Origin of the sequence: Mesotoga sp. UBA5847 (assembly GCF_002432735.1) — a bacterium.
Lineage (GTDB): Bacteria > Thermotogota > Thermotogae > Petrotogales > Kosmotogaceae > Mesotoga.
The window spans coordinates 22,780-38,192 of the sequence record NZ_DJGL01000052.1 but is presented as its reverse complement, the minus strand read 5'-3'; the positions used below and the strand labels follow the sequence as shown (position 1 = coordinate 38,192).

Genomic DNA, 15,413 nt, shown 5'->3' with positions numbered 1-15,413 from the left:
GAACAGAAGAAAGGGGTGATCAACTTGTCATTCTTTGGTGACATATGTGAGATCAAAAACGAATGCTCACGATCGATTTCTGCGGAGAATCCCGACGGAAGTGTTTCCGGAGGAGCTCTTGAACGTCCTGAAGGGAAGGGGTCTGCAAGAAAGCTTGGACAGGGGTGGAAAGTCAGACCTTGTATCGAGCTTCCAGCAACGGGAAGAATCGAACTGGCAAGAATTGAGGGACCCGGTACTATAAGGCACATCTGGATAACCGTTGACAGTAACGCATACAGAAGCTGCCTGATAAGGTTCTACTGGGATGGGGAACAATCTCCTTCAGTTGAAGCTCCGCTAGGAGACTTCTTTGGTTGCACTCACGGATTGAGATACAATATTAACTCGCTTCCTGTGGCGGTAAATCCATCGGGCGGATTCAACTGCTACTGGCCGATGCCTTTCGAAAACTGCGCGAGAATTGAAGTCGAGAACCTCTCTCCAAAGCCTTTTCAAAACTTCTTCTATCAGATTGACTACTCACTGGGGAGTATACCTGAATCAGCCGCATACTTCCATGCAGAATGGAGAAGATCGATGACCACTCGAGAGTGTCCGGAACACGTAATCCTGGACTGTGTTAGCGGCATCGGTCATTATGTGGGCACGGTTGCCTCCTGGACTCAGTTCTCAAATGGCTGGTGGGGAGAGGGAGAAGTCAAGTTCTTCATTGACGGTGAAGAAGACCCAAGTATCTGTACAACGGGAACCGAAGATTACTTTGGAGGTGCATGGTGTTTTGGTGAGTCCTTCTCCGCTCCTTTCTGCGGTTACCCCCTATGGAAAAGAGATGAGGGACAGGTTCCCAGGCACGGCCTCTATCGCTGGCATATTCCTGATCCCATACGGTTCAGCAACTCAATCAAAGTAACAGTGCAAGCGCTTGGCTGGTATCCCGACGGGACATTCCAGCCCTTGACGGACGATATTGCCACAGTAGCTTACTGGTATCAAAGGGAGCCTCACTTGGACTTTTCAAAGAGATATTCTCAGGATGAACTGTGGTCGAGGTAAGAAACTGCAGATGATCTGTGTCATTGAAGAGAAAGGGAACCACCTCGCTGAGATTATTCAGAAAGCTGGATACCAAACCAGTGCGAGAGTTGATTGCGATAAGAATGAACTGACAATACTGAACAACATCGTACCGGATCTGAAATCTCTATCGCCCTCAATAGGCACCAAACCCATAATTCTGATAGGAAAGGCCGTCAGAATTATTGAAACGATTGGGGTAGAGGATGCCGGCACTATTGAAGAGCGAAGAGTGTTTATGGACAGCTCTCCGTGGGACAAAAGGGGATTTCAATGCTATAAGAACCACCCTCTATTTGAAGGATTGTTTGGAGGCTTCTACAGTACCCATCTCAACGGCCTTGAAAAGATACCGAATGTCTTCTACTATCTTGGCAGTAGAGCAAAGGTAGTGGCCGTTGAGAAAAGATATATAAGCTATATTAGGGAGAGAAAACTGATTTGGCTTCATGATATTGGAGGCTTTCCAGTTCTCTCTATAGGAGGCTATTTTTCATTTGAGGAACCCGATAATCCGTATAATGCCGAAGCACGAAGGTTCATCGAGAACAGCATCCTCTGGATGCTTTCTCCTAACAGACAAGGCAAATACTGGATAGAATCGGACTCGGTATTTGTTCAGACTTCAGAGACTTCAGATCAAAGACTTCCATCAGTCTTGTCAGTGACTAACTGGCCAGTTCCGTCTATCGAAATCGAAAACGCAAGAGGTTACATCAATTCCACAGGCCGACGTATTCTTGCAAATCTCTCTGTCCATAGAATTGAAGAAGTGTGGGTGCATCCCTTCCGAATCTTTAGATCCATGGAGTTCTCTATAGATGGAGAACACTTGTCAGAAGCGCTCAATAGGGTTCTCTACACACCCGAAAGAGTCGTATATAAGCTTTGCCGCGGAGAGATAACCGTCTTCTGTAGTCTAGAGAACCCCTATCTGTTCTTGCAGTTCGATTTCTACGACTACATAGAACACAGCATTGATATTCGTATCGAATCTGATCTCAGGATAATGTGGCCAATGGATGATGCTTTCAACGGAGAAAAACGGTTCACCAAACTTGATAACGGGTTCATTCTTAAGACCGAGGACGGCCAGATCAAGAGCCTGTTCATCTTCTCGAGTCCATCATCACTATCTCTGGATAGGATTGACAAAGAGATCTCAGTGACGATTGGTAGCAAAGTGACAGGAACGGCCGTGCTCTCGGTGATCTCATGTATCGAAGACGAAGAGCTCCCGAAGCAAATCGATATGCAAGATGAGATACTCAAGGCCAACGAATTCTACCTGAAGTACCTCGAGAAGGGGCGGATCATAACAGATGACTCAAGACTCAATGAGGCTCTTGACATGGCAAGAATAGGAGCAATCAAGTTCAGAGTGACCGTACCGAATCTTGGAACAGGCATTGTAGCAGGATATGCTTCAAGTAGACCGGGCTGGTTCAGTGCGAGGCCCGGCTACGCCTGGTACTTCGGCCGAGACAGCCTCTGGTGCTCACTGGCATTTCTCGACATTGGGGACTTCACCACCGTCAAAGAGAACCTAGAACTTCTAATGAAATTCCAGAGAATCGATGGAAAGATCTATCATGAACTCACTACCAGCAACGTTGTTCACTATGACGCCGCCGACTCCACTCCCCTCTATCTTTACGCGATGTATAGGTACTGCATGCAGAGCGGCGACATAGAATTTGCAAGGAAAAACTGGGGCAGAATAGAGAAAGCTCTAGACTACTGCTCAGAAACCGATTCAGATGGTGACGGTCTTATTGAAAACACTATTGCTGGCCACGGCTGGGTCGAAGGGGGAAAACTGTACGGCGCAAAGGCCTCATTCTATTTGAACTGCATATGGATTGCAGCTCTCAGGGGCATAGGAACGCTTTCCAGTCATCTTGGAGAGGAAAAGGTTAAGTCTCAGTTGTCAGATCTACAAGAACGATGCTTGATTGGCCTCGAAAAACTATACGATCCTGAGACGGGTTTTGCTCTAGGAATAGATGAAGCGGGAAAGCAAATGAAATTCAGAACGATTATGTCTTCAATGGGTTTGATCTTCAACTGTGTGCCTCACGAAAGAATCTCCGCCCAGATCGAAGATCTGGCTTGTGATGACTTTTCCACTGACTGGGGGGTAAGAATAATTGGGAAGAGCTCAGGGATATTCAATCCCGAAGGCTATCATGAGGGAAGCGTCTGGCCTCTATTTACCGGTTGGGCTGCTTTGGCTCAGTTCAGACTTGGGGCGGATCTTGACGCTCACAATCACATGCTTGCCAATCTATACACAAATAAGGACTTCTCATCAGGGTATATCCCGGAAGTTCTACACGGAAATACCTACTCACTGTCCGGGATATGTCCTCATCAGGCGTGGTCTGAAACGATGGGATTTCAACCCTTCTACGAAGGTGTGCTTGGCTTCGCTCCGAACATGATCGAGGGTATCATTGACTTTCAGCCCTCAATACCGTTGAACCTCAGGAGAGTGGAAGCTCCCTGTCTAGCGTTGGGGAGCAACTGTCTGGCGTTGTCATATGAATGTACGACACTGATTAGTGACTGGATAGAAGTGACACAGCACTTTAGAATACATATGGAGAAGGAAATCCCTGTACGTTTCACACCGTGGATACCCAAACAATCAAGTGATGTTGGGATTTCTGTCAACAACGAACCCCTTCACGTAAGAACCCTCGACGGAATCACATCAAAGAGAGTTGAACTTGACACAAGTATATCGGGAAAGAAGCTGGACATTTCGATTACTTATACAGCTCCGTTCTTGGTCCTTCCAATCGAACCACAGCTCGCCAAAGGCAAGAAGAGTTCACAACCAAGGATAATAGCAATTAGGAGAATATCGGAATCTGACTACTGGCAGCTGATTGTTAGATCGCCGGGAAAGATTACTTCCATTCCTATTATGGCATCCAGGAAAATCGAAGCCGAGAACGCCGATATTGTGGGCAACGAACTCATCGTGAAGGGTAATAAGAGCAATTCATACAAAACGGTGACTGTTCTTCTTAAGGCTCATTCACGAAATGCTTAGACAGTATCGCGAAAAGGCGACAACTGTAGATTCACCTCTGCTGAGAAAGAGAAGTCTGATAGTATGTAGTTGTGGCGTCGACGAGAAATCGACTATTTGTTGAAGTCTGCAGTATTTTCACTTCATTGAATTCCCCACTAGATTCTCTTTTGGCGCATAGCCAGATGCAATTTGTTTGATCATTGGTTCTGAGATCTACCCGACAAGACGTTCTCGAATAGATGAACTCACTTATTTGGCGTTGTTGTGCTCAGCATTTGGCCTGTGAAGTGAAGAGGGGCACTTCATGAGTTGGCACCTGCCTCCTTCTGCAATTTCGGCCTATCTCAGCACCAGCGCTTCATGGAGGTGGAAACACAATGAAACTCAAACTGTTTTTCTTTGCCCTTTTCCTATCAATTGTACTGTTCTTGACGCCCTCATGCATATTCAGGAGTAATCAACCACCTTTGATCGAGAAAGAATCCTCCGGACCTTCTGGCGACACTCTTGATGTCTGCAATACATTTGAGTGGATCGGTTATGACGACGATGGCTACGTCTCTTTGTATCAGTATAGGACAGACAGCGGAGAATGGGTTGATCACGGTACAAAGACCAGTTATACCTGGTGCGGTTATAAAGAAGGAGATCATACTTTTGAGGTCAGGGTGAAAGATGACAAAGGACTCGCTTCTGAACCGATAATCTGGACTTTCACTTTCCTCTTATTTGAACCCTATTTGGGAGACTTCGACTTTGTGAGCGGGGGTTCTTTCACCATGGGAGACACCTGGGGCGACGGCTTAAATATTGAGAAACCAACCCATCCGGCTGAACTCGCCTACGATTTCTTTGTGGGGAAGTACCCAGTCACTTTCAACGAGTACAACGAGTTCTGTGTAGATAAGGGAGCCGTAATTCCCTCCGATGAAGGCTGGGGAATGGGCAGCAGGCGCGTAATCAATGTGCCATGGTGGATGGCAATAGAATACTGCAACTGGTTGAGTGAAAAGGATGGCCTGCCTCCTGCCTACATAACTCGTTGCGAAGTCAACGAAGGTCAGTTGCTCGATTCAGAGGGAAAGGTAACGACGGACATTACAGAAGTACTGGGATACAGATTGTTGACGGAAGCCGAATGGGAATATGCCTCACGAGGAGGAAAACATGATTCCGAATACAAGTGGTCTGGAAGCGACAACCCTTCACTGGTAGCCTGGTACGATTACAACTCCAACGAGAAGACCCAATCGGTTGGCCAGCTGGAACCAAACGCTCTTGGTATTTATGACATGAGCGGTAACGTACTCGAGTGGTGCACAGACTTCTACTCTGAATATACCGCTTCTCAAAAAACAAATCCGTACGTTTCCAGCGGAACTCACCGGATTTGTCGAGGCGGTTGCTGGGCCTTTCCCGAAGAAAATATCCGTGTATCTTATAGGTTTGCTGCCCTTCCCACGGATTTCGCAAGCTTAGCCGGGTTCAGAATCGGTAGAATCGCTCAGTAGCGATACTTCTGAACTCGCATTAGAAGATGATAGAGTAAGGAGAAACAATATGATGAGTATAATATGTTCTCAATCGATTACCGAAAGAAAAGGGGGTTAAGAAGAAATGAAGAGACTCTTGATACTACTGCTGATAGTTGTGTTTGCAGTGATGCTTGCAGGGTGTAAGAAGCCCAGGGAAAACCAGCCGCCAGTTCTCCAGAAGATCGGTGGGTCTGAAGGAGTAATAGATTGTTCAGCGAACGTTCTCGAGTGGAGTGCATCGGATCCAGACGGCACGATTGCGAAGTACTACGTCATGGTCGATGAAGCAGGTTGGAATGACTATGGACTTGAAACAGAATACGTCTGGAATGATTACGGAACAGGGGTTCATTCATTTGAGGTGAAGGCCGAAGACAACGAAGGTACATTCTCAAATATCATCTCCTGGAATTTCGTTGCCATTGAAGAGATGATATTAGTTGAAGGCGGAAAGTTCACAATGGGGGACAACTGGGGAGACGGATACGAGAATGAATTACCTCTGCACGAAGTAACTATAGATTACGACTACTTCATCGGAAAGTATGAGGTCACCTTTGATGAGTTCGATGCTTTCTGTGATGATATGGACATAACTAAACCTAAAGATTTCTCCTGGGGAAGGCAAAGGAGACCAGTTATTTCCGTTTCCTGGTATGAGGTAACTGAATACTGCAACTGGTTGAGCGACAAAGCCGGACTGGCAAGAGCGTATGACGAATTCGGTAATCTACTTGACCAAGCGGGGGGCATTACAGATGACCCGTCTGAGGTAATTGGATTCCGCTTGCCCACGGAAGCTGAGTGGGAATTCGCCGCAAGAGGCGGAGATTCAGAGTCATTGTTTAAGTACTCAGGAAGCAATGATCCGGATGAAGTCGCATGGTACCGAGAGAATGCTCACAATGACATTGTAGATAGTATCTCAACATGGCCCGTCGGAGAGAAGGAGCCCAACGGGTTGGGAATACACGACATGAGTGGCAATGTGTTCGAATGGTGTACTGAACCCTTCCAGGAATACACTGCTGACTCAACTACAAATCCCTACGTCCCAATAGATGGCAGCACGGACTTCATGATTAGAGGAGGCAGCTACTTCAATATCGCAAGACTTCTAAGGGTTCCTTATCGAGAGGAAGTAAGTGGGGAAATTGGAATATATGTTGTTGGTTTCAGGATCGTAAGAACCGACAAGTGACAAAGAAACCCTCTGCGATCTATTCTCAACACAAGGCATCCGAATTACAAATCAGCCAAAGGCGCTCGCTTACCATGAGATTTAGAAATGGTCGGTAGCTATAATTTCCAGCTTCATGAGCATACTCTTGAAGAAGATAGAATTATTGTGAAACAACATTGGGTCTTTAGTCTCAACAGAAGTCGGGAAGGCTTCAGGGGAAATTCATGACTCTTATTTCTTATTGGTTATTTCTCAAGAACGTCAGCTTCTTGACCTGGGGGACTTGGAACATCAGTTGATGAATTCACATCTCGTGGTTGGCAGAGCGATATGAACCCACGAACTTGAAGTAGCTGCAACGGTCACTGATTGCCTTGATTCCCTCTTTCACTTGTTTGTCAGCTACCGTTCCTTCAAAATCTACAAAGAATATATAGTGCCACATCTCTCTCTTGAAAGGCCTTGATTCGATTTTCGTCAGATTCAGATTGCGATCTGACAACTCTCGGAGGACACTGAACAAGGCACCTGGCTTATGTTCCGTCGTGAATACAATAGATGTCTTGCATTTTCCAATACATGGCACGGACTTTCTACCCATTAAGAAGAATCTGGTTGTATTTGTATCGAGATCTTCGAAATTCCTCCTTAAGATATCAAGCCCATAAGTTTTGGCCGCGAGTTCGCTGGCAATTGCAGCTGTCGACTCCATCTCGCAAACCGCCAGGTCCTTCGCTGCGCCGGCAGTGTCATAGTATTCTCTCGCCATAAGGCCCTCTTTTTCCAGGTGTTCCGAGCACTGTGCCAACGCCTGATGGTGAGAAATCACGTATTTTATGTCACAAATCGTTTTACCCTTTGGAGCCATAAGGCAATGCTCAATTCGAAGCATAACCTCTGCCTGGACAAGAAGATCACTAGCCACCAAAGCATCGTAGGCAGGAATCACTGTACCGGCCAGCGAGTTTTCCACGGGGAGAATTGCGTAGTCTGCTTTTTCATCCTGAACAAGATTCAGCATCTCCTGGAACGATCTACACGGAATAGTGACAGGGGATTCTCTTAGAAGCTTTCTTATAGCCTGTTCTGAATAAGCACCGTGTTCACCTTGAAAGGTAACAACTTTCCCGTTCAAACAATCTCCCCCACCCTTTAAGAAACTGGTTTCATCGATAGCGGTCAGTCCTTTCGTCAGATCTTATCTCGACTCTGGCCCTAATAATGTGCCGCTTACAAGAGACAACCGTATAATTAGCTATTCATCTGAATTATAGCTTACCACAATGATGCCGATAACGACCGTTCCGAAAATCAGGGTCTTTCACGACAGATCAGGAAGTGCCAATTCAGTTGACCTGAGTCTTGGAGAGAATATCTGCAACTCAATGCGTCTAAACGCGAAAATGAGCACAAGAAATAACTCTGGACTATTTGGAAAAAACTGCGAGTCCCAATTTCAGGACCTGTTCTAGGAAATCGCGCGATGTCTGTTTGGAACCTGGGGTTACTCCAATAGTCTTCGGCCTCAAAGTCATCTAGTCTGAGTTTCTATTGCTCTCGACCACTTTCAAGGCGCCGATCGACGAATCTCTGCATTGCCCTGGAAAGAAACTATGAAAGGCCCTCACCGAACTCATCTATGTTCACTTTGAACCGCTCATCTATCACGTACATCTGTACCAAGGCGGCAAACGACTCAATGGTGTTGTAATGTTCAAAGCTTTCGTTGAACGTATTATACATCTTCTCGATTGCTTCCTGGGCGCGGGCTAAATCGGGAACTTCGTCCCTAATCTCCGCTAGCCCTCTAAATAGCTCATCTAGTGTCTTCTCCATGTCATTCCTCTCCCGATCGCTCTTCGATGCGATAAAATCGTTGCTTTTTTCGACTGTCTCGTCACCAGAAAGTTGTCTAGCTTCTTCTTCATATGGGTTGTAAGAGAAATCAAATCCTTTGAACTTTTCTCTTTGACTCATCGAATCTTCCCCTCTCATAGTTTTGAGCGTCTTTTCAAGAGTGTTGAGCATAGCTTCAATTCTCTCTTTCTCAAGAATCAAGTTCTTCTTCTGAAGTTCTAAGGCCTTCTCTCTATCGAACCTTGGATTGCTTAGAAGCTTCTCGATCCTCTCCAGAGAAAAGCTACACTGTTTGAAAAAGAGAATCTGCTGAAGTTTATCTAGATCTCCTTCGGAATACTCCCTGTATCCATTTGCCAAATTGCGCTTGGGACTTAGAAGTCCTATCTTGTCATAGTGCTGAAGCGCCCGAACGGAGAGACCGGTGAGCTCTGCAACTCCCTTCACATTCATGTGATCCTTCCAACATTCATCAAATATTACTACGATGCGTTACAGTCAAGGACGCATCTTCTGATCAGTGTAGAACGATGTTAGCTCAGCCAGGGCGAATGCTTCCCCTATCTCATTCGAGTCAAACCGCACAGTTATGGGCATCACTTGTATCACTTTCAGGAGGTAAAGCCAAAGCAATTAACAGTTGATTACTCCGATCTGTTACTTGCCCAAACAATTTCGCCCAATATACAGTCAGATAAGCGGGAGAATCTATGTCCCGTTTTCTGTATCTTATACAGGTATAATGTGATTAGCATAAAGTGATGTGAAAACAGACCATTCATAGAGCTCATAATCGTACTTGGTATGACCACTTCCATTTGCAACACCAGGTAGTTCACATGGGGGATTCGAAGATGGATCTTAAGAAGTTAATTACCCTGCTGTCTGTGGTTGTGTTCTTGTTCGCTTTCTTAGGCGCAGGATCGACTCCGGCAACGAACAACTGCGACGAAGCAAGGGAAATCGCACGACAGGCGTATATTTTCGCTTATCCAATGCTTGAGAATTTCCGAACAATGACTCTGCAGGCCGTGATACCAGATGCGTTCAACCGGTTCAAGCATAGCAAAGGTTTGCTTGGGCCTGAATTCAGAGAGATTGTCCGCCCGAACAACGATACAGTGTTCTCGGCTGCATGGCTTGATTTGAGAGCTGAACCAATCATAATTCAGATACCTGCTATTTGCGAAAGATACTACTCCTTACAGTTTGTCGACATGTATACTCATAACTTCGCATATGCAGGAACGAGAACCACCGGTTGCGGGGCAAGGACTTTCTTGATCACCGGTCCGAAGTCATTAGTAGAAGTTCCCGAGAGCATTGATGAAGTATTCACCAGCGAAGGAAACTTTGTCTTGTGTCTAGCAAGGATTTCAATAAACCCAGAGATATCCGGTGAGATTGATGCGATACGCAAAATTCAAAAAAGCTTTCTAATCCAGCCCCTGAGTTCCTTTCTTGGTTATGAAGCCCCTAAATCTGTAAGAACAGACACTTTTCCGGTCTTCAGACAGGAACGAGCCGAGTCGGCCGGTTTTATCTACTATCTGAACTTCCTTCTAGGTCAGCTAGAAATTCATCCATCTGAGAAAGCCTTGATCGAAAGATTCAGCCTTATTGGAATCGGACCGAATCTTCCGTTTGACGAAGCAGATCTTAATTCCGAAATACGGGCTGCAATTGAGCAAGGGATTGAAGATGCCATGGAAGTTATTCTCAGACCGGGTGAACTGCTGGGAACTACTAAGAATGGCTGGAGTCTCACAAAGCGAGTCTTCGGTAATCGAAACCAGATGCAGGGTAAGTATGAGATTCGAGCTTCGGCCGCTTACATGGGTCTCTATGGGAGCGATCTTGAGGAAACCTACTATCCAATAAGTTATGCAGATGCCGATGGAGAATCTTATGATGGCTCAAGGTACAATTACCTGATCCATTTTGAAAGCAACGAAATTCCACCCGTTGGACCGGGTGGATTCTGGTCCATCACAATCTACGATGAAGACCAGTTCATGGTGCCTAATCCAATTAACAGATACTCAATAGGTGATCGGTCAAGATTGTCATACAACGATGACGGGTCTCTCGACATCTATATCCAGCATGATTCGCCAGGCCCTGATCTCGAAAGCAACTGGCTCCCCGCGCCCAATGGACCTTTTTCTTTGTCCTTGAGAATGTATCTGCCTTCACCAAGAGCCCTTGATCCTCTATACTGTCCTCCTGGAGTAATAAAGTCAGAATATAGGAATGAATGCCAGCCCGACTATCATAATTAGCTTTTGCTATTAAGTGAGCCAATCTCTGAGTTGAGACCGTACAAACGCAGTAATGATTTTTCGGAGCGTTAAACTAAATAGAATTATACGTGCTATCATTAATCAGTATGCTTCTAACATCTTATGTAGCGTTTTCAAAGCCCCGGGGCGAGTCAATTGGATAGAGCTGGACTTTGCATAGGCTCAAGCACTATTTCCTGGTATGATGGTCAAACTCCCAGAAGGCTTTTGCATGAAGGAAATCCACTAAGAGTACTCAAAAGCTTTCTTCCGGAAATCCTTGAAAGAGGAGTAGTCGTAGTAACTGGAAAGAAAGGAAGAAGGCTGTTGAATCTTCCCCAAATCCCCGAAGTTGAAGCCACTGAATTTGCCTACAAAGAACTGAAAAGCAAGTACGGAGATCATGAGGCAATTGTGAGCGTGGGCGGAGAGAATTTCACGCTGTATAAGCTAAACGATAAGGGAAACATCACAGCCGTCTTCACAGGAAGCAAATGCGCTTCAGGAACTGGAGAGTTCTTTCTCCAGCAACTAAAGCGAATGGATGTCGAACTGGATACAGCAAACGCAGTGGAAACAAACGAGATTTACGAGCTTTCTTCCAGGTGTACCGTGTTTTGCAAGAGCGATTGTACTCATGCTCTTAACAAGGGAACACCTAAAGAATCGGTTCTCAATGGTCTTGGAAAGGTCATGTCCGACAAGATCGGTGAGCTCATGCACAGGGCTGGTGTAAAGAAGATACTTCTAGTTGGTGGAGTAACAAAAAACCGGCTTGTGCTGAATCACTTGAAAGAAATCGCGGAAATTACCATACCTGATGAGGCTCTCTTCTTTGAGGCCTTCGGCGCTTATCTACATGCCAGTGCTCTCGAAGAAATCGAGATAGATAAAGAGACTGTCTTCAAGGAAGGTATAATGACTTTCCCCAAGAATGAGCCCCTTTCAAAGTTTGTAGACATGGTCGATTTCAAGGAGATGCCTTTCGAGACAGCTGAAGACGGTGATTCTTGCATTCTCGGTATAGACGTTGGCTCAACTACAACCAAGGCGGTTGTTATGAGAACCAAGGACAATACCATTCTTGCTAGTTCATATCTCAGGACTATGGGAGATCCAATAAACGCTACACGCCAGTGTCTTGAAGAGATTCGTGCTTCGCTCGATGTTCCTGTCGAAATAATTGGTCTCGGGGTTACAGGTTCTGGAAGAAAGATAGTTGGCCTTTTCTGCGAGACGAGTGCCGTTTACAATGAGATCATGGCTCACGCAAGGGCTGCCTCATTCTTTGATAGAGAAGTCGACACGATATTTGAGATTGGCGGTCAGGATGCCAAATACACTTTCTTATCCAATGGGGTTGCCCTGGATTATGCAATGAACGAAGCCTGTTCTGCGGGTACGGGGTCATTTCTCGAAGAATCTGCAAAGGAATCTCTGAACATAGATTACAGAGAGATTGGAGACTATGCGCTTAAAGGGCAATCTCCACCAAACTTCAGCGATCAGTGTGCGGCCTTTATCAGCAGCGATATTAAGACTGCGATTAACGAAGGCATCTCCAGAGAAGATATCTGCGCCGGCCTGGTTTACTCTATCTGTCTGAACTACACAAACAGAGTGAAAGCTATGAGACCGGTTGGGAAAAAGGTCTTTATGCAGGGAGGCGTATGTCTCAATCGTGCTGTCCCCGTGGCAATGGCGGCAGTTACTGGGAAGGAGATAATCGTCCCACCTCATCCCGGACTCATGGGCGCATTTGGTGTATCACTCATGGTTAAGGAAAAGCTTGAACAAGGCCAATTGGAAGAAGAACGCTTTGAGCTGGTTGACTTGATCTCAAAAGAAGTGCGCTATCTCAATACCTTCATTTGTGACGGTGGAGCAGAGAAATGCGACAGAAAGTGTCCGATCCGCATAATTGAAGTTGGAGGGAAGAAGTTTCCCTTCGGCGGTGCTTGCAACAAGTATGAAAATGTTCGTCTTAACCTTCCCATAAACAGAAACGAATACATATATACTACCGATAGAGAGAAGATAGTCTTTGAACGGTCAGACGAAAAGGGCATCGAGACTATAGGAATCAGCAAGTCTCTCTCTATGAATACTCTCTTCCCTCTCTTCTCAAATTTCTTCAGAAGTCTAGGGTTTAAAATCGTCGTACCGGAAAAGTCCGACCCCAGAGGCTGGGATAGAAAGAAATCGGAATTCTGTTTTCCAGTCGAACTGTCACATGGTTATATGTATGATCTTTTGGAGATGAATCCCGACTATTTCTTCATTCCAGCAGTCAAGGGTTTAGAGGTTGCGAACTCCGTTGAAAACTCGGTGTTCTGCCCATTTGTGCAGAGCGAACCGGACTGGCTAATGGGGAGTTTTGAGGAGCTCGGGTCGAAAAGGATTTTGACAGATTTCTTCGATTTTTCGCAGGGCTTCGAAAAAGAGAAAGAGAAGTTCGTCTTACTTGCGAAGTCACTGGGAAGGAACCGCGAAGAAGCTTTGAACGCTTTTTCCAATGGAGTAGAATCCTACGAAGATAGCGTTATAAGGATAAAGGAGATTGGGAACAGGTTTCTTGAAAACGTCGCGAGATCGGATTTCGGTGTCGTGATCTTCGGCCGATCATACAATGCCTTTTCCAGTGACGCCAACATGGGAATCCCGGAAAAACTTGCTTCACGCGGAATTCCTGTAGTGACTTTTGACGCTCTCCCTTATGAAAACGAAAGGTCACATGAGAAAATGTACTGGGCATGGGGTGAGATGAACCTAAAGGCGGCCAGATATGTAAAAAATAATCCAAAGCTCTTCGCACTCTACATAACCAACTTCAGCTGCGGACCTGACTCATTTTTGATCTCCTTCTTTAGAGACATTATGGGGAAAAAGCCATCCCTGATTCTGGAACTGGATAGTCATACATCGGATGCCGGAGTGGAGACCAGGATCGAAGCCTTCGCCGATGTAGTTAGAAGCTCCATAGAAAGGAACGCGGAGCCAGTAGAAAGCAAACGGGCGAAGAGACCGAAACTGATAACGAATAACGGGACATTCAGCATAGAGCTGCAGGACGGAAGACACATTCCCATTACAGATCCTTCGGTCAAAGTAATCGTCCCTACCATGGGCGAGTTTGCAGCTCAGCTCATGGCTGCTGCCTTCGAAAAGGTCGGCATCAACACTCACGTTCTCCCGAGACCGACAGAATTAGAGTTTCAGCTGGGAAAATCCAACTCATTATCCAAGGAATGTTTGCCTTTTCACCTGACTCTAGGAAGCCTTATTCGCTACCTTGAGGAAAACAAGGACGACAAAAGCGTAATAATGTACTTCATGCCTGATACTCGCGGCCCCTGCCGATTTGGTCAGTACAGTACTTACATAGATCTTTGGCTGGACAAGAACAATGCAAGCAATGTTCTACTGTTCTCCCTCAATTCTGAGAACGGTTATGCGGGCATGGGCCTTCAAACTAAACTGAGAATATGGACAAGCATGATCATGGCTGACGAGTTCTGTAATGTTGAAAATGCCCTTCTTACGCTAGCCTCAAATAGAGACGAGGCTATCGAAGCATCCAGAGAAGCTCGCGAGATTCTTCGTGAGAGCTTGAGACGCGATTCATATGGTGAAGTAATCAGAAAATTGGAGACAATCTGCGAGAAGATCTCAAGGATCCCTCTAAAGAGCGATTTCGAAACGACACCAAAAGTTCTGCTTTCAGGGGAGATATACGTTAGAAACGACGAGTTCTCCAGAAAATCACTCGAGTTGTTCTTTGCAGATAATGGAATAATTATGCATGCTTCACCAATTGAAGAGTGGATCTACTATCTGGACTACATATTGCTGAAGAAATATGTACCAACAGAGCTTGGACCGTTGAAGAGAGGGTTGAAACATGTTGAAATTGTTGTAAAGCGATCTATAGAAAAGCGAGTCAAAAAAGTCCTCGAAAAAAGTGGGCTTTACAGAGCGCACTTAGTTGATATTGAAGGTATGGTAGATGTCTCAAAGGACTTTCTGAACCCCAAGCTTACAGGAGAAGCAGTCCTCACTCTAGGAGCCGTCTTGTTCGAATCGATAGACAGATATGACGGAGTCATTTCTATAGGCCCATTTGGATGTATGCCGACCAGGATTGCAGAAGCCATTGCAGAAAGAGGACTAGATCACCAAAGGAGAAACTCGAACAAGCTCAAAAGAGAGGTCTTTGATCTTGCCGGCAATATCCCGACACTCTTCTTTGAGTCTGACGGAAACCCATTCACTCCGACCGTCGAAAGCAGACTTGAATCCTTCGTGGTTCAAGTGAAGAGGGTGAAATCGTTATTGCTTCGACTGAGGGAAGAAAAAGCCTTAGCCCCAGATTAGACAGAGGATTCTTGGAGCAAGCAACTGCGATAAACGAAGACCTGTGAAGTACACAGAATCCG

The 15,413-nt window shown here is 45.7% G+C and carries 8 protein-coding genes; 6 read left to right on the top strand and 2 right to left on the bottom strand.

Features of this window, described 5'->3' with window-relative positions:
- The first annotated feature begins 24 nt into the window (after window positions 1-24).
- The 4 genes from B3K91_RS05365 to B3K91_RS05350 all read left to right on the top strand — a co-directional run bounded on the left by B3K91_RS05365 (window position 25) and on the right by B3K91_RS05350 (window position 6,856).
- Entirely contained in the window at window positions 25-1,056 is a 1,032-nt protein-coding gene (locus tag B3K91_RS05365; RefSeq protein WP_214059724.1) for a glycoside hydrolase family 172 protein, read from the top strand.
- Window positions 1,037-4,138 carry an amylo-alpha-1,6-glucosidase gene (locus B3K91_RS05360; RefSeq protein ID WP_292593422.1) on the top strand — a complete coding sequence of 1,034 codons (3,102 nt, stop codon included), beginning with the start codon at window positions 1,037-1,039 and terminating at the stop codon, window positions 4,136-4,138. Before B3K91_RS05365 ends, B3K91_RS05360 begins: the two co-directional genes overlap by 20 nt.
- A gap of 359 nt (window positions 4,139-4,497) precedes the next feature.
- Complete coding sequence (locus tag B3K91_RS05355) at window positions 4,498-5,631, top strand: formylglycine-generating enzyme family protein (RefSeq protein WP_292593423.1); 1,134 nt, start codon at window positions 4,498-4,500, stop codon at window positions 5,629-5,631.
- Between the two features lie 106 nt (window positions 5,632-5,737).
- Window positions 5,738-6,856 carry a formylglycine-generating enzyme family protein gene (locus B3K91_RS05350; RefSeq protein WP_292593424.1) on the top strand — a complete coding sequence of 373 codons (1,119 nt, stop codon included), beginning with the start codon at window positions 5,738-5,740 and terminating at the stop codon, window positions 6,854-6,856.
- 286 nt (window positions 6,857-7,142) lie between these two features.
- Here B3K91_RS05350 and pheA read toward each other — a convergent pair whose 3' ends face one another.
- On the bottom strand, window positions 7,143-7,973 hold the full coding sequence (gene pheA / locus B3K91_RS05345) for a prephenate dehydratase (RefSeq protein ID WP_292593425.1): 831 nt from the start codon (window positions 7,971-7,973) through the stop codon (window positions 7,143-7,145).
- Between the two features lie 476 nt (window positions 7,974-8,449).
- Window positions 8,450-9,148 (bottom strand): MerR family transcriptional regulator, encoded by a 699-nt coding sequence (locus B3K91_RS05340; protein WP_292590741.1) that lies wholly within the window; start codon window positions 9,146-9,148, stop codon window positions 8,450-8,452.
- A gap of 401 nt (window positions 9,149-9,549) precedes the next feature.
- Here B3K91_RS05340 and B3K91_RS05335 point away from each other — a divergent pair, with 401 nt between their 5' ends.
- Both B3K91_RS05335 and B3K91_RS05330 read left to right on the top strand, forming a co-directional pair.
- On the top strand, window positions 9,550-10,977 hold the full coding sequence (locus tag B3K91_RS05335; RefSeq protein WP_292590742.1) for a DUF1254 domain-containing protein: 1,428 nt from the start codon (window positions 9,550-9,552) through the stop codon (window positions 10,975-10,977).
- Between the two features lie 156 nt (window positions 10,978-11,133).
- On the top strand, window positions 11,134-15,351 hold the full coding sequence (locus B3K91_RS05330; RefSeq protein WP_292590743.1) for an acyl-CoA dehydratase activase: 4,218 nt from the start codon (window positions 11,134-11,136) through the stop codon (window positions 15,349-15,351).
- The last annotated feature ends 62 nt before the right edge of the window (window positions 15,352-15,413 follow it).

What these genes read in the sequence shown, in the direction of transcription:
- B3K91_RS05360 (WP_292593422.1), top strand. Translation starts at nt 1,037, where the DNA reads ATGAACTGTGGTCGAGGTAAGAAACTGCAGATGATCTGTGTCATTGAA.
- B3K91_RS05355 (WP_292593423.1), top strand. Translation starts at nt 4,498, where the DNA reads ATGAAACTCAAACTGTTTTTCTTTGCCCTTTTCCTATCAATTGTACTG.
- B3K91_RS05350 (WP_292593424.1), top strand. Translation starts at nt 5,738, where the DNA reads ATGAAGAGACTCTTGATACTACTGCTGATAGTTGTGTTTGCAGTGATG.
- B3K91_RS05340 (WP_292590741.1), bottom strand. Translation starts at nt 9,148, where the DNA reads ATGAATGTGAAGGGAGTTGCAGAGCTCACCGGTCTCTCCGTTCGGGCG.
- B3K91_RS05335 (WP_292590742.1), top strand. Translation starts at nt 9,550, where the DNA reads ATGGATCTTAAGAAGTTAATTACCCTGCTGTCTGTGGTTGTGTTCTTG.